General features: G+C 73.7%; 17 protein-coding genes. 15 read left to right on the top strand and 2 right to left on the bottom strand.

The annotated features are described in order from the left end of the window. The first annotated feature begins 89 nt into the window (after nt 1-89). The 6 genes from ABZ930_RS08960 (at nt 90) to ABZ930_RS08935 (ending at nt 8,368) form a co-directional block, all read left to right on the top strand. Nucleotides 90-1,721, top strand: coding sequence for an ABC transporter substrate-binding protein (locus tag ABZ930_RS08960; protein ID WP_361543832.1), 1,632 nt, complete (start codon nt 90-92; stop codon nt 1,719-1,721). Between the two features lie 97 nt (nt 1,722-1,818). Further along, nucleotides 1,819-3,858: a prolyl oligopeptidase family serine peptidase gene (locus tag ABZ930_RS08955; protein ID WP_361543829.1), complete on the top strand. Its 2,040-nt coding sequence runs from the start codon at nt 1,819-1,821 to the stop codon at nt 3,856-3,858. Continuing rightward, complete coding sequence (locus tag ABZ930_RS08950) at nt 3,855-4,919, top strand: ABC transporter permease (protein ID WP_361543827.1); 1,065 nt, start codon at nt 3,855-3,857, stop codon at nt 4,917-4,919. Before ABZ930_RS08955 ends, ABZ930_RS08950 begins: the two co-directional genes overlap by 4 nt. After that, a complete protein-coding gene (locus ABZ930_RS08945) occupies nt 4,916-5,773 on the top strand; it encodes an ABC transporter permease (RefSeq protein ID WP_361543825.1) in 858 nt (285 codons plus the stop codon). Before ABZ930_RS08950 ends, ABZ930_RS08945 begins: the two co-directional genes overlap by 4 nt. Beyond that, nucleotides 5,773-7,689, top strand: a complete 1,917-nt coding sequence (locus tag ABZ930_RS08940) for an ABC transporter ATP-binding protein (RefSeq protein ID WP_361543822.1) — start codon at nt 5,773-5,775, stop codon at nt 7,687-7,689. Before ABZ930_RS08945 ends, ABZ930_RS08940 begins: the two co-directional genes overlap by 1 nt. 67 nt (nt 7,690-7,756) lie before the next feature. Beyond that, nucleotides 7,757-8,368, top strand: coding sequence for an XRE family transcriptional regulator (locus ABZ930_RS08935; RefSeq protein WP_361543819.1), 612 nt, complete (start codon nt 7,757-7,759; stop codon nt 8,366-8,368). A gap of 10 nt (nt 8,369-8,378) precedes the next feature. On the opposite strand, the gene ABZ930_RS08930 is transcribed toward ABZ930_RS08935, so the two are convergent. Continuing rightward, nucleotides 8,379-9,236, bottom strand: a complete 858-nt coding sequence (locus ABZ930_RS08930) for a sugar isomerase (protein WP_361543816.1) — start codon at nt 9,234-9,236, stop codon at nt 8,379-8,381. 170 nt (nt 9,237-9,406) lie between these two features. On the opposite strand from ABZ930_RS08930, the gene ABZ930_RS08925 reads away from it, so the two are divergent. From ABZ930_RS08925 to ABZ930_RS08910, 4 genes are all read left to right on the top strand, one after another. After that, complete coding sequence (locus ABZ930_RS08925) at nt 9,407-10,600, top strand: damage-control phosphatase ARMT1 family protein (RefSeq protein ID WP_361543813.1); 1,194 nt, start codon at nt 9,407-9,409, stop codon at nt 10,598-10,600. Between the two features lie 80 nt (nt 10,601-10,680). Continuing rightward, complete coding sequence (locus tag ABZ930_RS08920; protein ID WP_361543810.1) at nt 10,681-11,562, top strand: hypothetical protein; 882 nt, start codon at nt 10,681-10,683, stop codon at nt 11,560-11,562. 113 nt (nt 11,563-11,675) lie between these two features. After that, nucleotides 11,676-13,286 carry an MFS transporter gene (locus ABZ930_RS08915; RefSeq protein ID WP_361543807.1) on the top strand — a complete coding sequence of 537 codons (1,611 nt, stop codon included), beginning with the start codon at nt 11,676-11,678 and terminating at the stop codon, nt 13,284-13,286. A 24-nt stretch (nt 13,287-13,310) separates the two neighbouring features. Then, nucleotides 13,311-13,733 (top strand): PPOX class F420-dependent oxidoreductase, encoded by a 423-nt coding sequence (locus ABZ930_RS08910; RefSeq protein ID WP_361543804.1) that lies wholly within the window; start codon nt 13,311-13,313, stop codon nt 13,731-13,733. 2 nt (nt 13,734-13,735) lie between these two features. Here ABZ930_RS08910 and ABZ930_RS08905 read toward each other — a convergent pair whose 3' ends face one another. After that, the gene (locus ABZ930_RS08905) at nt 13,736-14,791 is read right to left on the bottom strand and encodes a biotin/lipoate A/B protein ligase family protein (RefSeq protein WP_361543802.1); all 1,056 of its coding nucleotides are present in this window, start codon (nt 14,789-14,791) and stop codon (nt 13,736-13,738) included. A 218-nt stretch (nt 14,792-15,009) separates the two neighbouring features. Between ABZ930_RS08905 and ABZ930_RS08900 the strand changes: the two genes are divergently transcribed. The 5 genes from ABZ930_RS08900 (at nt 15,010) to ABZ930_RS08880 (ending at nt 21,657) form a co-directional block, all read left to right on the top strand. Further along, the gene (locus tag ABZ930_RS08900; RefSeq protein ID WP_361543799.1) at nt 15,010-16,068 is read left to right on the top strand and encodes a LacI family DNA-binding transcriptional regulator; all 1,059 of its coding nucleotides are present in this window, start codon (nt 15,010-15,012) and stop codon (nt 16,066-16,068) included. Between the two features lie 151 nt (nt 16,069-16,219). After that, a complete protein-coding gene (locus tag ABZ930_RS08895) occupies nt 16,220-17,533 on the top strand; it encodes an extracellular solute-binding protein (protein ID WP_361543796.1) in 1,314 nt (437 codons plus the stop codon). Between the two features lie 6 nt (nt 17,534-17,539). Next, complete coding sequence (locus ABZ930_RS08890; protein ID WP_361543793.1) at nt 17,540-18,535, top strand: sugar ABC transporter permease; 996 nt, start codon at nt 17,540-17,542, stop codon at nt 18,533-18,535. Beyond that, nucleotides 18,532-19,389, top strand: a complete 858-nt coding sequence (locus tag ABZ930_RS08885) for a carbohydrate ABC transporter permease (protein WP_361543790.1) — start codon at nt 18,532-18,534, stop codon at nt 19,387-19,389. Before ABZ930_RS08890 ends, ABZ930_RS08885 begins: the two co-directional genes overlap by 4 nt. 39 nt (nt 19,390-19,428) lie before the next feature. After that, entirely contained in the window at nt 19,429-21,657 is a 2,229-nt protein-coding gene (locus ABZ930_RS08880; protein WP_361543787.1) for a glycoside hydrolase family 3 N-terminal domain-containing protein, read from the top strand. Nucleotides 21,658-21,659: the final 2 nt, after the last annotated feature.

The raw sequence follows: 21,659 nt of genomic DNA, 5'->3' as shown, positions 1-21,659 counted from the left end.
TTTGACATCCTCCAAGCCCTGCGTATACCGTCCACGCCCAGATGGGCTCGAACAGTGGACGCTCGGGTCATGGGCGATGGGTGGGCACGGTGAACTCCGAGGTCGGCGAACGGTTCAGCAGGCGTGGTGTGCTGCGGATGACAGGAGCGGGCGCGGGCGTGCTCGCCGCGTCCATGGTCATCTCCGCGTGCTCGCCGCAACGCAGGGACGGCGGCGCCGGCGGGACCGCCGCCCGGGGCACGGACACGCCGGTCGAGAAGCTCACCCTGGCGCTGCCCTCGTCGCTGTCCAGCCTCGACATCAGCCGTGAGGCCGGCATCCTCAACTACCTGGTGGCCGCGCTCGTCCAGGAGTCCCTGCTCTCGGTGAGCCCCACCGGTGAACTGGAACCGGCGCTCGCCGAGTCCTGGAAGCAGCCCGACGCCAAGACGTACGTGTACACGCTGCGGTCCGGCGCCACGTTCTCCGACGGCGCCGAGGTCACCGCCGACGACGTCATCGCCTCCATCGACGCCGCCCGCGCCGAGGGCAGCGCCCTCGCCTACGCCTGGGCGAACGTGGCCTCCGTGAAGGCCACCGGCGACCGCGAGATCACGATCGGGCTCAAGGCGGCGGACGCCGCGTTCGCCTGGACCCCGACGCCCGGCACCCTGCTCGTCAGCAGCAAGGCGTTCCTGGCGAAGAACAAGGGCAGGGTCGGCACCGCCAAGACCCTTCTCCTCGGCACCGGCGCCTACAAGGTGACGTCGTTCGTGCCCGACGACCACGTCCAGCTGGAGCGCAACGCCGCCTGGTGGGGCGACACCCCGTCGGTGCGGACACTGAAGCTGTCGTTCGTCCCCGACGCGGGCACCCGCCTCGTCGCCATGAAGTCCGGCTCCGTCGACGGCGCCCTGAACCTGCCCTCCGACGAGGCCCGCAGCTGGGAGTCCACGGCCGAGGTCACCTACACCGGCGACCGTTCCGTCGTCGCGCTGGCCTTCGACACGGCCACGGCGCCCTTCGACGACGTGCACGTGCGCCGCGCGTTCGCGTACGCCGCCGACCGGTCCGGCATGGTCCGCGGCATCCTGCACGGCAAGGCCGAGGTCGCCTCCACGCTCGTGTCCCCGCAGATGTGGGGTGACCTGCTCGACGAGGGCAAGGTCAAGCGCGGCTACGCGGCGCTGCCCGCCTTCGACCACAGCATCGAGGCCGCCAAGGCTGAGCTGGCCAAGTCGCGGCACAAGGACGGCTTCAGCCTCGACCTCTCGTACCCCAACAGCGGCCCGCAGCTCGGCAAGGCGGCCCTCGCCCTCGCCGACGCGCTCAAGGAACTGGGCATCACGCTCAAGGTCAAGGAGGTCACCCTGGAGCAGTGGATCGCCGACCTCGTGCCCGGCAAGAAGCCGCTCCAGTTCCTCTGGTACTTCCCGGTGACCGGTGATCCTGCCGAGCTGACGGACTCGTACCTCGCGAGCGCGGCCTCGGCCACGAACCTGCCGCACTACAAGAATCCCGACGTCGACGACGCGCTCGCCCGCGCCAAGGCCGAGACGGCCAAGGCCGAGCGCGGCCGCCTGCTCCTCGGCGCGCTCCAGGACGCGGCGGCCGACCTGCCCTATCTGCCGCTGTGGTGGGCGCAGACCGCCACGGCCCTCGCCAAGGACTACGTCCTGGAGGAGCCCGGGGCGTTCGCCCTCGTCGGCCCCTGGGCGGCCCGCGTCAAGAAGACCGCCTGACCGGACGGTCCCCACCGACCGCGTGTGCCGGGTGCACCCCTCACCCCCTCCCGCGCCCGGCACACGCACCCCTCCCGGCACCACGAACGGACCGAGCATGCCCCGCCCCGCCCCCTCTCCCGTCCGCGAACGGCCCGCGGCCGCCACGGCGCGGAGCGTCCTGGAAGCGGTCCTCGACCTCGACCATCCACTGGAGGCGCGGCCCAGCCCCGACGGACGGCTGGTCGCGGTGACCGTCGCCGGACCCGGGGGAACCCGCGTCCACCTCGTGGACCCGGACGGGCGCGCGACGGGCTGCACCCTCGCCGGACGACTACCGCGCTGGCTGCCCGGCTCCCGCACCCTGCTGCTCGTCACCGAGCCCGGGCCCGACACCACCGCGCTGCCCGCGCTGACCCTCTGGGACACCGCCGACGGCCGTACGACGACGCTCGCTCCGCTCCCCGGGGAGGCCGAGGACCTGCTCGTCGCCGACGGCGGCGGAGAGGTGCTGCTCCTGGTCGCCGACGACGGCGCCGAGCGCGACGGCATGCACCTCGGCCTCCCGGTCCGGCTGGGCCGGGAGCCCGCCCCCGAGTCCTTCCGGCCCGACGCCGGACGCCGCCGCCTGCTGCACGGCACGCTGCCCGAGCACCCGGAGACCGTCGTGCTGCGCGAGGCGGGCCCGCCCGGCCTCACCGTGTGGAACGTCGCCTGGCGCGGCGGCGCCCGCGCCGTCGCCACCGTCTCCGAGGAGAACCTGCCGAGCGGCTACTACCAGGGCCGACTCGTCCACATCGACCTCACCGACGGCGGCACCCGCACCCTCTACGCACCCCAGGGCCAGTTGGCCGCCCCCGCCCTGACCCCGGACGGCCGGCGCGCCGTCGTCGTCGAGGGCATCTCCATCGTCGCCGGCCGGCCCGTCCTCGTGGACCTCGCCGACGGCACCGTCACCCGCCCCACCGCCGCCGAGGACGCCACCTGGCTGCTGCCCGACCCGCACGACCCGGACCGGCTGCTGCTCGCGGGCTGGGCGGGCACCGGAAGCCGGATCGCACGCGTACGCCTCGATCCCGCCGCCGACGGCGGCGCCGAGGTCACGACCGTCTGGCGGGAACAGGCGGTGCTCGGCGGGCCGTCCTTCCAGCCCGCGCTCGCCCTCAGCGCCGACGGCTCCCTCGCCGCGACCGTCCTCGACGCCCCCGGCCGCCCGCCGCGGGCCGTCGTGGCGGCCACCACCGGTCCCGACGCCTGGTCCTGGCGCCCCGTCACCGCGCTCGACCCGGACGCGGCCCGCACCGCACTCGCCCCCGTCCGCACCCGCGAGACCTCCTGGACCGCGACCGACGGCCACCCCGTGCACGGCCTGCTGCTCGACGCGCCCGGCGCCCCGGCTCCGGGCGCCGAACGGCCGGGTCCCCGCCCCCTCGCCGTACTGGTGCACGGCGGCCCGTCCTGGCAGTGGTCCGCCGGATTCGCGCCCGGCGACGTCCTCGGACTCGCCCCCGCGCTCGCCGCCGCGGGCTGGCTGGTGCTGCTGCCCAACGTGCGCGGCAGCAGCGGCTACGGACTCGACCACGCCCGCCGCGTCGTCGGCGACTTCGGCCGCGGCGACCTCGACGACCTGCTCACCGGCGTCACCGCCGCCGTGGAGTCCGGCGAGGCCGCACCCGGCAGGGCCGCCGTGCTCGGCCACAGCTACGGCGGATACCTCGCCGCGGAGGCCGCCCGCAGCGGCGCCTTCCGCGCCGCCGTCGTGGTCTCCGCGCCGACCGACTGGCTCAGCTTCGCCCACACCTCGAACATCGGCGGCGGCTACGAGCACACCTACGGCATCGGCGACGCCCGCACCCCCGAGGGCCGCGCCGCGCTCGTCGACCGCTCACCCGTCTTCCGCCCGGCGCCCGGCACCCCCGTCCTGGTGCTGCACGGCGAACGCGACCGGGTGACCCCGGTCTCCCAGGCCCACGAGCTGTACCGGGCCTGGAGCCGGGGCGGCACGGCCCCGGTGGAACTGCACGTCTACCCCGGCGAGGGCCACGAGTTCACCGACCCCGCGCACCTCCTCGACGCAGCGGCCCGCGCCGAGGCCTGGCTCGCCCGCCGCGTCGTCGGCGAGGACGCCGCACACCCCGCGAAGGACCGGACCCCGTGACCGCAGAACTCCCCGCCACCGGCGCGCCGTTCGACGGCAGGCCCGTGCCCGCGCCCCGGCTGCGCGACCGGCTCGGCACGGCGCTGCCCTGGCGCTACGTCGCACGCCGGACCGCCGGGACCGCCGCGCTGCTCGCCGTGCTGTCCGTCGCCGTCTTCGCCCTGGTGCGGCTCGCGCCCGGCGACCCGGCCCGCACCCTGCTCGGCGCCCGCGGCGCCACCCCGGACGCGCTGGCCGCCGTACGCGCCCGGTACCGGCTCGACGAACCGCTGGCCGCGCAGTACGGACACTGGCTGCTCGACGCCGTCCGCGGCGACCTCGGGGTCTCCATCCGCACCGGCGCCGACGTCACCGCCGTGCTCGGCGACCGGCTCGCGCTCACCGTCCAACTCGTCCTGCTGGGCTTCGCCGTGGCGCTCCTCGTCGGACTTCCGCTCGGGGTCCTCGCCGGACTGCGCGCCCGCCGCACCAGCGACCGGGTGGCGCAGAGCCTGGGTGTCGTCGCCCTGTCCACCCCCGCGTTCGCCGGGGGCCTCGTCCTCATCTACGTGTTCTCCCTGCTGCTCGGCTGGTTCCCCGCCTACGGCACCGGCGACGGCGGCCCGGGCGACCGGCTGCTCCACCTCGTCCTGCCCGCCGTCACCCTGGGACTCGCCGTCACCGGCGTGCTCCTCAAACTGACCCGGGCCGCTGTGATCCGCGAACTCGACCGCGAGCACGTCACCTTCGCGCGCGCCCGCGGCGTCCCCACCCGCACCGTGCTCACCCGCTACGTCCTGCGCGGCACCGTCGTGCCCGTCACCACCGGCATCGGCCTGGTCCTCGCCTATCTGCTGGCGGGCACCGTGATGGTCGAGCAGGTCTACGCCCTGCCGGGCCTCGGACAACTGCTCGTGTCGTCGGTGACGTTCCGGGACGTGCCGGTCGTCCAGGCCGAGGCGCTGCTGATCGCCGCGCTGATCTGCCTGGCCAACCTCGCCACCGATCTCCTCCACCCGTTGGCCGACCCGCGGCTGCGCCCCGCACCGACGGCGCCCCGCCGCGCGAAGAGGCAGGCATGACCACCGACACGCTCACCGAAGCCCCCCGGCCCCTCGCCCGTCGACGGCGCCGCCGGCCCGCGCCGCTCACCGCCGTGTGCACGGCGATCGCCCTGCTCCTCGCCGTCGCCGCGATCGCCGGGCAGTGGATCTTCCCCGACTACGCGGCGCAGGACCTGCTGACCGGCGCCGCCATGCCGGACGGCGCGCACCCGCTCGGCACCGACGAACTCGGCCGCGACATCGCGCAGATGGTCGTCGCGGGCGCCCGCTCCACGCTCGCCGGAGCCGCCCTCGTCGCCCTCGGATCCATGGTCATCGGCAATGTCCTCGGCCTGACCGCCGGCTATCTCGGCGGCCTCACCGACGTCCTCGTACGCCGCTGGGCCGATCTGCTCCTCGCCCTGCCCGCGCTCCTCGTCACCCTGGTCGTGGCGGGCATCGGCGGCGGAGGCTATCCGCTGGCCGTCGCCGTCCTGGTGGTGCTGACCTCGCCGGGCGACGTCCGCCTCGTCCGGTCCGCCGTGCTGGAACAGCGCCACCGCGCGTACGTGGAGGCCGCCGAGACCCTCGGCCTCTCCCGCACCGCCGTGATGGTCCGGCACATCTGGCCCAACGTGCTGCCGGTGGTCGTCGCCAACACCATGCTGAACTTCGCCGGCGCCATCGTCGCCCTGTCGTCCCTGTCCTTCCTCGGTCTGGGCGTGCCGCCCGGCGCCCCGGACTGGGGCCGCATGCTCGCCGAGAACCGCACGCTGCTCTACGACAACCCGTCCGCCGCCCTCGCCCCCGCACTCGCGATCGTCGTCTCCGCCGTGGTGCTCAACCTGCTCGGCGACCGGCTCTTCGAAATCTTCTCCGACCGGAGGTCCTGATGTCTCAGCCGTCCGAGGCGACGGACCCCGGCCGGACCACCGCCGCCGAGGGACGTCCGCTGCTCGACGTCCGCGGCCTGCGGGTCATCGCCACCGGCGACGCCGTCACCCTCCTCGACGGCGTCGACCTGCGGGTCGGGCCCGGCGAGAGCGTCGCCGTCGTCGGCGAGTCCGGCAGCGGCAAATCCCTCACCACCCGCGCCGTGGTGGGCCTGCTGCCCGAGGGCACCGCCGTCGCGGGCGGCAGCGTACGGCTGGGCGGCGACGAGGTCCTGAACCTCCCCGAGCGGGCCCGGCACGCGCTGCGCGGCCGCCGCGTCACCCTCCTCATGCAGGACCCGTTCACGATGCTCCACCCGCAGCTGACCTGCGGCCGGCAGATCGCCGACGGGCTCCGCCCCGACCTGCCGGCCCTCGCCGCCGCGACCGGACGCCGGGCCCGGAACGCGGCCCGGCGCGCCGAGGTCGCCGCCCGCCTGGCCGAGGTGGGCCTCGGCCCCGAGACCGCCGACCGCTATCCGCACGAGCTGTCCGGCGGCATGCGCCAGCGCGTCGCCGCCGCGGCCGCCCTGGCCGGCGACCCCGAACTGCTCATCGCCGACGAACCCACCACCGCCCTCGACGCCGCCAACCAGCAGGCCGTCCTCGACCTGCTGCGCGGCCTCCAGCGCGACCGGGGCATGGGCCTCGTGCTCATCACCCACGACCTGCGGGTCGCCTTCTCCTCCTGCGACCGCGTCTACGTCCTGTACGCGGGCGCAGTCCTGGAACAGGGCCGGTCCGCCGAACTCGGCGCGAACCCCCGGCACCCCTACACCCGGGGTCTGTTGCTCGCCGAGCCGTCCGTCCGGCGGCGCTACGAGCGGCTGCCCGTGATCCCCGGCTCCGTGCCCGCTCCCGACGGCCGCGGGCCCGGCTGCCCCTTCGCCGACCGCTGCGCCCACGCGGCCCCCGTCTGCCGTACGACCCCGGCGCGGCTGCGGCCCGAGGAGCCCGGTGTTCGCCAGAGCGCCTGCGTCCGCGCCGCCGAACTCGGCGACGGGCCCGGCACGCCCCGCCCGCCCGCCACGGCCGCCCCGGACAGGCCCACCGGCCCACGCGCCGAGGACACCCCCGCCCTGCGGCTGGAGGGCGTGCACCGCGTCTTCGGCTCGGGCCCGCAGCGGCACACCGCCGTACGCGACGTGTCCCTGACCGTGGCGCGCGGCCGCGTCACCGCCCTGGTCGGCGAGTCCGGATCCGGCAAGACCACCCTGGCCAGGATCGCCGTCGGCCTGGAGACCTTCTCCGCGGGCAGCGTCGAGGTCGGCGGCGTCCCGCTGACCGCGGGCCGCCGTCCGGCGGGCGCGGAACGGGCCGCGCTGGCCGCCCGGACGCAGATCGTGTTCCAGGACCCGTACTCCTCCCTCAACCCGCTGCGCACCGTCGGCGCGACCCTGCGCGAGGCGCTGTCCGCCGCCGGCCGGCTGGACGCGACCGGCCGGCGCGCCCGCTCCGCACAGGCCGCCGCCCTCGTCGCCGAACTCCTCACCCAGGTCGGGCTGCCCGGCCACTACGCCGGCCGCAGACCGGGCGTGCTCTCCGGCGGCGAGCGCCAACGCGTCGCCGTGGCAAGGGCGTTGGCCGTCCGTCCGGAGCTGCTGATCTGCGACGAGGCCGTCGCCGCGCTCGACGTGTCGGTGCAGGCCCAACTTCTCAACCTGCTGGCCGATCTGCGCCGCACGGAAGGGTTCGCGGTGCTGTTCATCACCCACGACCTCGGCGTGGTCCGGCAGATCGCCGACGACGTCGCCGTGATGTACCGCGGGGAACTCGTGGAGCGGGGACCGGCCGCCGAGGTCCTGGACCGCCCCCGCCACGACTGGACCCGGAGGATGCTCGCCGCCGCGGGGGCCGACGCCCTGCCGACCCCCTAGACTGGCGCTGACCAGCGCAGGTCCCCTGTACAGCCCCGGTGTGCAGGCCAGTTGCCGAGGAGAAACGGTGCCCACGGTTCCCACGACGCCCGCCGTCCCCGCCCAGGCGGCCGGCACCCCGTCGGCCGCCGCGGCCGACGGGGCGCGGGACGCCCTTTCGGTGAACCTCAACAGGCGCCGCCTCGCCGGGGGTTGGAGCCTGCGCGAACTGTCGGCCGCGACCGGCGTCAGCAAGGGCCTGCTCTCCCAGATCGAGCGCGCCGAGGCCAATCCGACCCTGGACGTGCTGCACCGGGTCGCATCGGCGCTGGGCACCGATCCGGCGGAGCTGCTGCGGCGCTCCCTGCTGCCCCCGCACATCGTGCGGGCGGACGAACTCGACGAGCCCGACGGCGAGACGAGCGTGAACCTCCTGTTCGCCGCCCCCGGCCACGGCCGCACCGAGATCTACCGCTCCCGGCTCCACCCCCACTCGCAGAGCCAGCTCAGCTCGCACGGCGCCGGATCCGTGGAGTACGTGATGGTGGTGTCCGGCCGGGTCGACCTGGTCGTCGACGACGTGCGCCACCACCTGGCGGCGGGGGACAGCGCCCGCTTCGACGCCCGCGTCGCCCACTTCTACTCGACGCAGGACGTCCCGGCCGTCACCCACAGCATCGTGGGCTACCCGATGAGCTGACGCGGCCGCCTCAGACCGCGGGCCCCGCCGCCCCGGCGACCGCGAGACGCTGCACCCGCACCAGCTCGGCCAGCGGATCGCGGGCCGACGACACCAGCGTGCCGCCCGCCTCGCGCACCGCCTGGGCGAGCCGCTCGGGCACGTCGCCGAACACCCACGTCACCTCGCCCCGCGACTGCCCCGGCTCGGCGGGCCGCGGGCGGTACTCGGGCTCCTGGTAGGCCTGCGCCCAGGTGCCCGCGTTGTCCCGCATCAGCTGCGCCGCCGCCTCCGCGATGCCGTAGGTCCAGCCGGACCCGAGGAAAGTGAACTGCCGTGCCCCGAGCAGCACTTGGGGCAGCGACTCCTCGATCGCCTCGTACGCGTCGTCGGTGGCGTCGTCCAGGTTCTCGCCCAGATGCGCGCGGAGCAGCGCGAGCACGGTCGTGGGGAAGAGGGTGGCGATCGCCTGGCGCGGCTCGTCGGCGAAGTCCAGGCGCAGCGTGTGGTCGGCGATGCCGGGCGCGTCGGGCGACGCGGTGATCGCGACGCTGGGCACGCTGTCGTGCACCTTGCCGAGCAGCCGCTGCATCACCGGCGCCGTGCCGGTGCGGGTGAGCGCCACGATGCGGTCGTACTCGCGGCCGTAGAGGAACGCCGACGCGCTGAACGCGTCCGTCTCGCCGTGTCCCTCCGCCTCGCGCAGCGCCGCGTACGCCTGCGCCATCGCGTACGACGCCCCGGACCCGACCACCGCGACCCGCTCGCCGCGCCGCGGCAGCACCGCCCGGTGCCGTTCGGCCAGTTCGGCGGCGCGGGTCCAGCAGTCGGGCTGCCCTTCCACCCCGTGCGCGGCCGATGGCGTGTCACGAGCGCTTTTCCTGTTCATGGCCCCCCCGGGCTGTTCAGCGCAACTCACTCACCTGCGCGTTCTCTCCCAGGACGGTACTCGACGCGACCCGGCACGTCCGTCGCGGGCCCGGTCCGGGCCCGCGCGCGGGAGCGGACGTAGCATCGGCGTTCCACCGCCCGCAGCAGGACGACGCACGACGAGGCCGCATGCTGTCAGACCCCGCCCCCGACGCCCCCGTCATCGTGAGCGACGAGCCCGGCTCGTTTCCGCGCGGCGTGTTTCTCGACCGGCACCCGGCGCTGATCCGGCGGGTGCTCGACGCCTTCCCGTACCCGCCGGGGCACCGCCGCGCCCTGGACGCGCTGCTGCGCGAGAGCACCGGGGGAGTGATCCCGTCCCTCGCCGCCGACGCGCCCGGACGGGCGCGATGGGACGCGTGGGGTCTGCCGGAGCACATCGGCCGGTCCTGGCTCGAGGTCCCGTTCCTGTGGGCCGAGAGCTTCTTCTACCGCGAACTGCTGGACGCCGTCGGCTACTTCGACCCCGGGCCGTGGCAGGGCGTCGACCCGTTCCGCCCCTTCAAACTCGCCGAGCTGCACACCGCCGAGGCCGACGAGGAGCGCGCGGCCCTGGACCGGCTCGCCGCGCGCCCGGTCGACGAACAGGCGGCGGCGCTGCTGCACGGCTCCCTGTGGGGCAACCGCGCCGACCTCGGCTTCCGCATGGGCGCCGACGAGCCGCAGAACGGCGGGACGGACTCGCCCGTGATCGTGGACGACTCCGACACCCTGTGGGGGCTGCTGCCCGCAGGGGCGCCGAGCACGGTGTACCTGGTCGCCGACAACGCGGGCCGCGAACTCGTCCCCGATCTGCTCCTCGCCGACCATCTGCTGAGCCACGGCCGCGCCGCCCGCGTCGTCCTGCACGTCAAGCCGTACCCGTACTACGTCTCCGACGCCACGACCGCCGATGTGCTCGACGCGCTGCGCCACCTGACCGCGTCCGACGCCCACCGCGCCGCGCACGCGGCGGGCACCCGGCTCTGGACGGCGATGGGCGACGGTGTCCTCGAGGTGCGCGCCCACCCGTTCTCCTGCGCGCCGCTGCCCTACGCGGACATGCCCGACGACCTGCGCGCCGACTTCGCCCGCGCCACGGTCACCCTCCTCAAGGGCGACCTCAACTACCGCCGCCTGGTGGGCGACCGGCTCTGGCCAGCGACCACACCGTTCGCCGAACGCACCGCGTACTTCCCCGGCCCGGTGGCCGCCCTGCGCACCCTGAAGTCGCAGGTGATCGTGGGGCTCGACGCGGGCACGGAGCGGGCCCTCGACGCGTCGGCCCCGGACGGCGCCTGGCGCACGGCCGGGACGCACGCGGTGATCCAGGTCCGACCGTGAAGCGCTGAACGTTCCCGCCCTCTCCCGCGTCCCAGGGCGGGACGGGGCACCGGGCGCCGTGCGGGGAGGGTGACACGAGGATGAGGCTGCGGAACGGATTGCGCCGGGTGGCCCCGGCCGCCGTAGGGATGCTCGCCCTCACGGCGTGCGGCGGCACCGAGGTGCCCGACGGACTGATCGTGGCGAAGCCGTCGGCGGCGCCCGCACATCCGTACAGCGGGCCGCTGAAGGCGAGGACGCCCGAACAGGCCGACGAGGACAGCCCGTTGGAGGGCGGTGGCGCCGCCCTGCTGGCGCTGGAGTGCGCGGGCAGGCCCCACGACGCGGGGTCCGTCGCCGACGAGGGCTCGGGGGACGACGGAGCCGGCTCGGCGGCCGAGGCGCTGGCCCGGCAGGCGGCGGACGGGCTCGACGACATGCCCGACCGCGGCTACCGCGTGGAGACCCGGACCGGGCACCGCGTCCTGTACTCGTACGACGTCGCGGGCCGTACCCGGGCGGCCGTGATCGTGGCCGAGGACCGGCGCGGCTGGTCGGCGGAGACGTACGCGAGCTGCGACCCCTCGGAGTTCCGGGCCCGGGAGCGGGCCCGGCTCTCGATCCTCGTGTGGCAGGACGCGCGGGGCCGTCCCGTCTCCACCGCGAAGGTCGTCAGCTGGATGGGCGCCGAGCACTGCGACTGGCAGTCGGCGGAGTTCGTGACCCTCGACGGCGGCGACGACGGACGGTGGCGCGGCCGCCAGTATCTCCGCGACCCCGAGGGGAAGCTGGCCGACATCGACGGGCTGTCCTCGACGTACGCGAAGGACGTGAAGCTGCCTGCGGACGCCGTCGACACCGGCTACCGCCAGGACGGCAGGGAACTGTGGCTGGCGCGGGACAAGTCCTGGGCGTACGTGCGCGACGCCGACGGAGCCGTGGAGCGATGGCCGGGGAGGAAGGAACCGGTCGGCTGCATGTAGGGGGTCGCGGACCCGCTCGTTCATCTTTGGTTGCGGGTCCGGAGGCATCTCCCGGGGGCACCCGCCGGGATACGGTCCGAGCGGTTTCCCCCTCCAGGACAGTTCGAGGTGCCATGCAGACCACCGCTTCGCCCGGCTCGCCGCAGACCCCCGCGATATCCGGGCAGGCCCCGCCGCGCCGCCCGGCCGCCACCGTCGCGCTCGCCTGCGTCGGCGTCCTCGTCTCCTACCTGCCCGTCGTCGGTGTCTCCACCTCGCTGCCGGTGCTCCAGCAGGCCCTCGGCGCGTCCACGGTGGGACTCCAGTGGATCACCGACGCGTTCATCCTGCCCACCGCCGCCCTGCTCCTGACCTGCGGAATGATCGGCGACCTCTACGGCCGCAAGAAGGTGTACCTGGCCGGGCTGCTGCTCTCCGCGCTCGGCAGCCTGGTCTGTCTCACGGCCGACGGCGTCGCCCGGGTCTGCGCCGGGCAGGCGCTCACCGGGATCGGCACCGCCGCCCTGCTCCCGTCGACCCTCGCCCTCATCAGCCAGGTCAGGCCCGCCCCGCGCGAACGCGCCACCGCGATCGCCCTGTGGACCGCCGCGCTGGGCCTCGGCCTCACCCTCGGCCCGCTGGTCAACGGCCTGATCGTGCAGCACGCGAGCTGGCGCTGGATGTTCCTGCCCGCCCTGCTCGTCGCCGTGGTCACCGCCGTGACCGGCGCCTTCGTCCTCGCCGAGTCCCGCTCCACCCGCGAACGCCACCTCGACCTCCCCGGCCAGCTCCTCGCGATCGTCGCCGTCACGGCCCTCGTGTTCGGGGTCATCGAGGGCGGCAGCGCCGACTGGGGCTCCACCCAGTCCCTGCTCGGGTTCGGCGTCGCGGCGCTCGCCCTGCCCGCCTTCGCCGTCGTCGAACTCCGCTCGCGCTGCCCGATGCTGGACCTGCGGCTCTTCGCGTCGCCCGCGTTCTCCGGCGCCGCGTTCGTCATGGCGCTGACCCTCTTCGCGCAGGTCGGCCTGGTCTTCGCGCTCAGCGAGTACTTCGGCCTCGTCCATCACGCCTCGACCTGGGACATCGGCCTGCGACTGCTCGCCCTGAACGGCTTCACCGTCGTCCTCGGGCCGCTCGTCGGACGGCTGCTGCGCCGGTCGACGCCGCCCGGGCTGCTGCTGGTGAGCGGGCTCGTCGTCGGCGGCATCGGCGCGCTGTGCGTCGGCCTCTTCCACGCCGACACCGGGACCGGCACCGCCGCCCTGGTCATCGCCGTCCTCGGGATCGGCATCGCGCTCGCCATGGCGCCGATCACCACCATCGCCATGGACAGCCTGCCGGGGCGGCTCGCGAGCACGGCCGGCGCCGCCAACAGCGCCCTGCGGCAGATCGGCAGCGCGCTCGGCCCCGCCGTCTTCGGTGTCGTCCTCACCGAGCGCACCCTGTCCGCGCTGCCCGGCCACCTCGCCGACTCGGGGCTCGACCCGGCCGCCCAAGGCCAGGTCCACGGCATGGTCTCCGAGGCCGGCATCCAGGCGGGCGCCTTCCTCCACCTCGGCTCGGCACGGGACACCGCCCGCGCCCTCACCGCGTACGGGGACAGCTTCACCGCGGCGCTGCACACCTGCGCCCTCGTGGGCGGCATCGGCATGCTGCTCGCCGCGGCCGTCGCCGCCGTGACCGTCGGCGTACGGTCCGGGGCCGCGCACCGGGGCCCGGGGGACTACGGTCGAAGTGCACCGTGATCACCCCGCAGGACAGGAGAGACCGTGTCCAAGCCCCCGCTGCCCGCCGACGCCGTCACCATGCTGACCGGGCCCAACCCCTGCACCGTCACCACGCTGCGCTCCGACGGCGCGCCCGTCTCCACCGCGACCTGGTACCTGTGGGAGGACGGCCGGGTCCTGCTCAACATGGACGAGGGCCGGGTGCGGCTGAAGCATCTGCGCCGCGATCCGCGGCTCACCCTCACCGTCCTCGACAAGGACGACTGGTACACCCACGTCAGCCTCATCGGGCGGGCCGTCGAACTGCGCCCCGACGAGGGCCTGGCGGACATCGACCGGATCGCCCGGCACTACACGGGCGGCCCCTACCCGGACCGGGTGCGCAGCCGCGTCACCGCGGTCGTGGAGGTCGAGCGGTGGCACGGGTGGGGGACGTTCCGCGACAGCGACCAGGCCACGACGTAGGACTAGGGCACCCGGGCGGTCCATTCCGGGGTGCCGAACTTGGTGCGCACCAGCTCCTCGGCCCGCGCCAGCTCCGCCTCGGTGACCTCGTCGTCGGTCAGCCCGTACCGGCCCCGGAACGAGTCGATCATGCGGTCGATGACCTCCTCGCGCGGCAGCCCCGTCTGCCGGCGCAGGGGGTCGACCCGCTTCTTCGCGCTCTTCGTACCCTTGTCGGAGAGCTTCTCGCGCCCGATGCGCAGCACCTCGACCATCTTGTCCGCGTCGATGTCGTAGGACATGGTCACGTGGTGCAGCACCGCGCCCTGTCCGGCGGCGACCCGCTTCTGGGCGGCGCCCGCGACCTTCCCGACGTCCGTCGCGATGTCGTTCAGCGGCTGGTACCAGGCCTTGATGCCCATGTCGGCGAGCGCGCCGAGCACCCAGTCGTCGAGATAGGCGTAACTGTCCTGGAAGGACAGCCCCGAGACCAGTGACTCGGGCACGGCCAGCGAGTACGTGATCGTGGACTTCGGCTCGGCGAACATCGCGCCGCCGCCCGAGATCCGGCGCACGACCTCCACCCCGTGCCGGGCCACGCCCTCCTGGTCCACCTCGTTGCGCAGCGACTGGAAGCTGCCGATGATCACCGCCGGGCGGTCCCACTCCCACACCCGCAGCGTCGGCGGACGGTGCCCGAGCGCGACCTGCTCGACCATCACCTCGTCCAGGGCCATGTGCAGCACCGGGGACTGCGGGGCGTCGTGGATCAGCTGCCAGTCGAAGTCCCGCCAGTCCGTGGCGCGGGCGAGCGCGCGGCGCACGGCCGTGGCGACGCCCTCGGTGGTCAGGCCGAGCATGACCGTCCCGGCGGGCAGCGCCGCGTCGATCCGGGCGGCCAGCGCCGCCGTGTCCGCGTCGGCCGGGGCGCCCTCCAGCGCGGCGTCGATCGCGGGCAGCGCCTCGTCGGGCTCCAGGAAGAAGTCACCGGCGACCCGCACCTCGCTCAGGGCGCCGTCGGCCACCTCCACATCGACCACGACCAGCTTGCCGCCGGGGATCTTGTACTCACCGTGCACTGTGGGCCGCCTTCCACCGCGGGATTCTCCGATATCGGCCAACGCTAACCGGAAGCCGGACATTCCGATGCCGCTGGTCGCCGGATCCGGGCCGAGAACTTTCGTGATTCTTCCGGTAGCGTCGCCGCAACGCGAACCGCCCGCCCGTGACGTGTCCTACGGTCTTCCGCAGGGGCCCGGAGATCTTCCGGGCGCAGATGTCGACGGAGGTGGGGAACGTGGCCGGGGAAGGCGCCCAGCGCAGGACAGCCACGCAACGCCCGGACGGGCCGGCCAAGGTGACGATCACCGACATCGCACGGGAGGCCGGAGTGTCCGTGCCCACCGTCTCCCGGGTCGTGAACGGACGCTCCGACGTCTCGCCCGCCACCCGGGCCCGCGTCGAGGACCTGCTGCACCGGCACGGCTACCGGCGCCGCCCGCCCGCGCCCGGCGACCGCGCCGCCCTGCTCGACCTGGTCTTCAACGATCTGGACAGCCCCTGGGCCGTCGAGATCATCCGGGGTGTGGAGGAGGTCGCGCACGAGCAGGGCGTGGGCACGGTCGTCTCCGCGATCCACGACCGGGCAGGGGACGCGCGCCAGTGGATGACCAATCTGCGGGCCCGCGCCTCGGACGGCGTGATCCTCGTGACGTCCGTGCTCGAACCCGGGCTGCACGACGAACTGCGGCGCCTGGGCGTGCCGTTGGTGGTGATCGACCCGGCCGGCTCGCCCACCTCGGAGATGCCGACGATCGGCGCGACCAACTGGGCGGGCGGCATGGCCGCGACCGAGCACCTGCTGGCGCTCGGGCACCGCCGGATCGGATTCATCGCGGGCCCGCCCCGGCTGCTGTGCTCACGGGCCCGGCTCGACGGCTATCGCGCCGCGCTCGACGTGGCCGGTGTCCCGGTGGACGACGGACTGATCGTGCCCGGCGACTTCTACCACGAGTCCGGATTCACCGGCACCGACCACCTGCTCGACCTGCCCGAACCGCCCACAGCGGTCTTCGCGTCCAGCGACCAGATGGCGCTCGGCGCGATCGAGGCGCTGCGCCGGCGCGGCCTGCGCGTGCCCGAGGACATGAGCGTCGTCGGCTTCGACGACCTGCCGGAGGTCCGCTGGTCCTCGCCGCCGCTCACGACCGTCCGCCAACCGCTCTCGGACATGGGCAAGTTGGCGGCCCGTGCCGTGCTCGACCTGGCGCGCTCGGTCGAACCCGCCTCGCCGCGCGTGGAGCTGGCTACGGAACTCGTGGTCAGGGCCAGCACGGCGGCCCCGCGCCCCGTCTGAGGCGCGGCGCTCCGCGGCGGGGCCGCACCGGGAGTGTCCATGGGGGTGTCAACGACCCTTTTTGTCAAGGGCGTTGACACCCCCGTCCCATGCCCGTAACTTCCGTGGCCATCTCCCCGATAATTTTCGGACTGCTTCCGGAAGGTGCGCCATGCCAGCCACTGCTCCGCCGCCCTCGTCCTCGTTCTCCCGCCGCCGGTTCCTCGGCGTGGTCTCCGTCGCCGGACTGGGCACCGCCGTGCTCACGGCCTGCGGGGGCTCCGACTCCGGCGGCACCGACAGCCAGGGCAGGACCGTCTTCGAGTGGTGGCACATCCAGACCAACAACCCCGGCAAGAACCTGTGGGCCGCGCAGGCGAAGGCGTTCGAGCAGGCGCACCCCAAGGTCAGGATCAAGGTCGTGACGCTGGAGAACGACGCCTTCAAGTCGAAGATGACCGCCCTGGTCGGCTCGGGAAAGCTGCCGGACGTGTACAACACCTGGGGCGGCGGTGTGCTCAAGCAGCAGATCGACGCCGGCCTCACCGAGGACATCACCGACCAGGTCAAGGACTGGATCGACGACCTCGTGCCCGCGGCGCGCGAGGCCTACGAGTTCGACGGCAGGACCTACGCGATCCCGTTCGACATCGGAGCTGTCGGGTTCTGGTACAACAAGGCGCTCTTCAAGAAGGCGAAGATCGACGGCCCGCCGGAGACATGGACCGAGTTCCTCGACGCCGTCGCCAAGCTGAAGGCCGTCGGCGTCACCCCGATCGCCCTCGCCGGCAAGGAGAAGTGGCCCGGCATGTACTACTGGGCCTATCTGGCGATCCGCATCGCCGGCGTCGACGGCATGCAGAAGGCCGCCGACGCCAAGGACTTCACCGGAGGCGACTTCGTCAAGGCCGGTGAGCACCTCAAGGAACTGGCCGATCTCAAGCCGTTCCAGAAGGGGTTCCTCGGTGCCGCGTACGCGGGCCCCACCGGCCAGGCCGCCACCATGGGCAACGCCGGGGCGGCGATGGAGCTGATGGGCCAGTGGGCGCCCAGCACACAGGGGGCGGAGGGCAAGGGCATCGGCGACGACCTCGGCTTCTTCCCGTTCCCCTCGGTCGACGGCGGCAAGGGCAGATCCACCGACGTGTTCGGCGGAGGCGGCGGCTACGCGCTGCGCAAGGGCGGTCCCAAGGAGGCCCTCGACTTCCTGAAGTTCTTCGTCAGCGCCGACACCAACCGCAAGCTCCTCCAGGGCACAGGGGTGATCCCGGTGAACAAGAAGGCCCAGGACGGCCTCACCGACCCCAACCTCAAGGCCGTCTCCGACCTGCTGAACGCGACCACCGCCTTCCAGCTCTACCTCGACCAGGCCTACCCGCCGGCCGTCGGCCAGGAGGTCAACGACTCGGTGGCCGCTCTCATCGCGGGCTCCAAGTCCCCCGAGCAGGTCACCCGTTCCATCACCCAGGTCGCCAAGAGCCAGTAGACGACGATGACTTCTTCCATCCGGACCGCGGACACGCGTCCCCTCGTGCGCAAGGAGCCGCCGGTCGGTCAGGAGGGGAACCGGCGGCCCCTGGCCCGGCGGACGCGCGACTGGCTGACCGCCTTCCTCTTCACCGTCCCCGGCCTGATCCTCTTCGCCGTCTTCGTGATCGTCCCGATCCTGTACGCGGGATACGTCTCCCTGTTCAACTGGGGCGGATTCGGCTCGCCCTCCGACTTCGTGGGCCTGGACAACTTCAGCCGCCTCTTCAAGGACCCCGTCTTCCTCGGCGACCTGTGGCGCGGGCTCCTCCTGGTCGCGCTCTCGCTCGGCCTGCAACTGCCGTTCGCGCTCGCCATGGCCGTGCTCCTCAACCAGAAGCTGCGCGGCCGCGCCTTCTACCGGATGCTGTTCTTCGCCCCGTACGTGCTCTCCGAAGTCATCACCGGCGTCCTGTTCAGCATGATCTTCGCGCCGGACAGCGGGCTCGCCGACAAGGTGCTCGGCTCGGTCGGCCTCGACGGGGCGGGCGGCCTGTGGTTCTCCGGCCAGAACACCGTCATGGCCACCCTCTTCCTGGTCATGACCTGGAAGTACTTCGGCTTCCACATGATGCTCTTCCTGGCGGGCCTGCAAGGCGTCCCGCCCGAACTGACCGAGGCAGCCCGGATCGACGGGGCGAACGCCTGGGAGCGCTTCCGCCACGTCACGCTGCCGCTGCTCGGCCCCACGCTCAGGATGAGCGTCTTCCTCTCCGTGATCGGCGCGATCCAGCTCTTCGACCTGGTGTGGGTGGCCACCCAGGGCGGGCCCGACCACCACTCCGAGACGATGGCGGTCACCATGTTCCAGTTCGGCTTCAAGCGCTACCAGATGGGGTACGCCAGCGCGATCTCCATCGTCATGTTCCTCATCAGCCTCGTCTTCGCGGTCTTCTACCAGCGCTATGTGCTGCGCCGCGACACCGAAGGAGCCCTCACGAACATGCGCGGTGCCCGATGACCGCCCCGACAGCACAGGTGGCCGCCGCGCGCCGGCGCAGATGGCGCTCGGTCCCGCTCCACGCGACCGTGTGGGTGATCGGCATCGCCATGGTGACGCCGCTGCTCTACGCGCTCGTCTCCGGCTTCAAATCCACCGACCAGCTCTCCGGGAACACCTTCGGCCTGCCCTCGCCGTGGGTGGTCCACAACTACACGTCGATCCTTCAGGACAGCGCGTTCTGGCGGGCGCTCGGCTCCTCGACGCTGATCGCCGTCGGCACCACCGCCCTGACGGTCGGTGTGGCGGCCCTCGCCGCGTTCGCCCTCGCCCGGTTCGCCTTCCGCGGGCGCGAGTTCCTCTTCACCCTGTTCACCGTCGGCCTGATGTTCCCGTTCGCCGTCGCGATCCTGCCGCTGTTCGTGCTGCTGCGCACCTTCGGCCTGCTCGACAACCCGTGGGGCGTGATCCTGCCGCAGGCCGCGTTCGGCCTGCCCATGACCATCGTCATCCTGCGCAACTTCTTCCGCGAGATCCCCGGCGAACTGGAGGAGGCGGCCACCCTCGACGGCTGCTCGGCGTTCGGCTTCTTCCGGCGGATCCTGCTGCCGATGGCCCGGCCCGCGCTCGGCACCGTCTCCGTGCTGGCCGTCGTGACCAGCTGGAACAACTTCCTGCTGCCGCTGCTGGTGTTCAGCGAACCCACCTGGTGGACGATCCCCGTCGGCGTCCAGCAGTTCCAGGGCCAGTACTCCGCCGACACCGCCCGCGTCTTCGCGTACCTCGTCCTGTCCATGGTGCCCGCACTCGGCTTCTACGCCGTCGCCGAACGGCAGTTGATCGGCGGCATCACGCTGGGCGCGACCAAGGGCTGATCCCGCCGCCTTCCGCACATCCCGTACCTGAGGAGTTCCATGGTCGAGCCCTGGCAGGACACCGCACTGCCCGCCCACGTCCGGGCGGCGGACCTGCTCGCCCGGATGACCCCCGAGGAGAAGGCCGCCCAGCTGTCCAGCGTGTGGCTCGGCACCGAACAGGACGGCGGCGCCGTCGAGGTCGCGCCCGGACAGCACGCCTACGCCGACCGCAGCGCCGCCCTCGACGCTCTGCTGCCGTACGGGCTCGGGCACCTGACCCGCCCCTTCGGCACCGTGCCCGTCGAACCGGCCGAGGGCGCCGCCCGCCTCGCCGCGCTCCAGCGCACGATCCGGTCCGGCAACCGCTTCGCCCTGCCCGCGCTCGCCCACGAGGAGTGCCTCACCGGATTCACCGCCTGGCAGGCCACCGTCTTCCCGACCCCGCTGGCGTGGGGCGCCACCTTCGACCCGGCCCTGGTCACCGACATGGCGCAGGCGATCGGCACGTCGATGCGCGCCGTCGGCATCCACCAGGGCCTCGCCCCCGTCCTCGACGTCGTACGGGACCCACGCTGGGGCCGCACCGAGGAGTCCATCGGCGAGGACCCCTATCTCGTCGGCACCATCGGCACCGCCTACGTCCGCGGCCTGGAGGCCGCCGGCATCGTCGCCACCCTGAAGCACTTCGCCGCCTACTCGGCCTCCCGCGCGGCCCGCAACCACGCGCCCGCCTCGGTCGGGCCCCGCGAACTCGCCGATGTGCTGCTGCCGCCGTTCGAGATGGCGGTCCGCGACGGCGGCGCCCGGTCCGTGATGCCCGCCTACAACGACATCGACGGCGTCCCGGGACACGCCAACACCGAACTCCTCACCCAACTCCTGCGCGAGAACTGGAAGTTCGACGGCACCGTCGTGTCCGACTACTTCGGCCTGTCGTTCCTGGAGTCCGCCCACCGGATCGCGGAGTCGCCGGCCGACGCCGCCCGGCTCGCCCTCACCGCCGGAGTGGACGTCGAACTGCCCGCCGCCCGCTGCGTCGACACCACCGACCGGCCCGCCGACGCGCTCCTCGACCGGGCCGCCCTGCGCGTCCTGACCCAGAAGTGCGAACTCGGACTGCTCGACCCGGACTGGGAACCGGTCACCGGCGACACCCCCGTCGACCTGAACCCGCCGCACATGCGGGAGCTCGCCCGGCGCCTCGCCGAGGAGTCGGTGGTGCTGCTCGCCAACGACGCGGGGATCCTGCCGCTGCCCGCCGCCCCGCGCCTCGCCCTCGTCGGCCCGCTCGCCGACGAGCAGGCGGCGATGCTCGGCTGCTACACCTTCCCCCGGCACGTCGGCGTCAACCACCCACAACTCCCGCCGGGCGTCACGGTGCCGACCCTCGCCGAGGCGCTGCGCGCGGAACTGCCCGACGCCGTGTTCGTCACCGACCCGGCGGACGCCGATCTCTGCCTCGCCGTGGTCGGCGACCGCTCGGGCCTGTTCGGACGCGGCTCGTCGGGGGAGGGCTGCGACGCACCCGACCTCGAACTGCCCTACGGACAGCGGGAGATCATCGACGGCGCCCTCGCCTCCGGGACGCCCACGGTCGTCGTCGTGCTCAGCGGCCGGCCCTACGCGCTCGGCCGCTGGGCCGACCGGGCCGCCGCCGTCGTCCAGGCGTTCTTCCCCGGCCAGGAGGGCGGCGCCGCCGTCGCCGGGGTCCTGACCGGCCGCGTCGAGCCGTCCGGCCGGCTCCCCGTCGGCGTACCACGGCACCCCGGCGGCCAGCCCGCCCCCTATCTGGCGCCGCCGCTCGGCCGGCACGGCGACCCCAGCAACGTGGACCCGACGCCGCTGCACCCCTTCGGCCACGGCCTGTCCTACACCACGTTCAGCTGGGACATTCCGCACTGTGACAGCCCCGAACTCGCCACCGACGGCGAGACGACGCTCCGCCTCACCGTCCGCAACACCGGCGACCGGCCCGGCACCGAGGTCGTCCAGCTCTATCTGCACGACCCCGTCGGCACCGTCGCCCGCCCCGAGATCCGGCTCGTCGGCTACGCCCGGGTGCCGCTCGACGCCGGGGCGAGCGCCGAGGTGCAGGCCACCTTCCCGGCCGACCTCGCCGCGTACACCGGCGCCGACGGCCGCCGCACCGTCGAACCCGGCGCCCTCGAACTGCGCATCGCCGCCTCCGCCGACCACGTCCACCACACCGTGCCGCTCACCCTGACGGGTCCGGCGCGCGAGGTCGGGCACGGGCGCCGGATGCGGTGCGAGATGCGCGTCAAGTAACA

The organism is Streptomyces sp. NPDC046716 (assembly GCF_040645755.1).
In the GTDB taxonomy this organism is placed as follows: domain Bacteria; phylum Actinomycetota; class Actinomycetes; order Streptomycetales; family Streptomycetaceae; genus Streptomyces.
The sequence above is the reverse complement of the archived record's forward strand: the minus strand, read 5'-3'. Positions and strand labels throughout refer to the sequence as shown.

Excerpts from the sequence above, each read along its gene's own strand:
- ABZ930_RS08920 (WP_361543810.1), top strand. The coding sequence starts at position 10,681 with ATGAGGCTGCGGAACGGATTGCGCCGGGTGGCCCCGGCCGCCGTAGGG.
- ABZ930_RS08915 (WP_361543807.1), top strand. The coding sequence starts at position 11,676 with ATGCAGACCACCGCTTCGCCCGGCTCGCCGCAGACCCCCGCGATATCC.
- ABZ930_RS08955 (WP_361543829.1), top strand. The coding sequence starts at position 1,819 with ATGCCCCGCCCCGCCCCCTCTCCCGTCCGCGAACGGCCCGCGGCCGCC.
- ABZ930_RS08940 (WP_361543822.1), top strand. The coding sequence starts at position 5,773 with ATGTCTCAGCCGTCCGAGGCGACGGACCCCGGCCGGACCACCGCCGCC.
- ABZ930_RS08885 (WP_361543790.1), top strand. The coding sequence starts at position 18,532 with ATGACCGCCCCGACAGCACAGGTGGCCGCCGCGCGCCGGCGCAGATGG.
- ABZ930_RS08895 (WP_361543796.1), top strand. The coding sequence starts at position 16,220 with ATGCCAGCCACTGCTCCGCCGCCCTCGTCCTCGTTCTCCCGCCGCCGG.
- ABZ930_RS08930 (WP_361543816.1), bottom strand. The coding sequence starts at position 9,236 with ATGAACAGGAAAAGCGCTCGTGACACGCCATCGGCCGCGCACGGGGTG.
- ABZ930_RS08890 (WP_361543793.1), top strand. The coding sequence starts at position 17,540 with ATGACTTCTTCCATCCGGACCGCGGACACGCGTCCCCTCGTGCGCAAG.
- ABZ930_RS08945 (WP_361543825.1), top strand. The coding sequence starts at position 4,916 with ATGACCACCGACACGCTCACCGAAGCCCCCCGGCCCCTCGCCCGTCGA.
- ABZ930_RS08880 (WP_361543787.1), top strand. The coding sequence starts at position 19,429 with ATGGTCGAGCCCTGGCAGGACACCGCACTGCCCGCCCACGTCCGGGCG.
- ABZ930_RS08925 (WP_361543813.1), top strand. The coding sequence starts at position 9,407 with ATGCTGTCAGACCCCGCCCCCGACGCCCCCGTCATCGTGAGCGACGAG.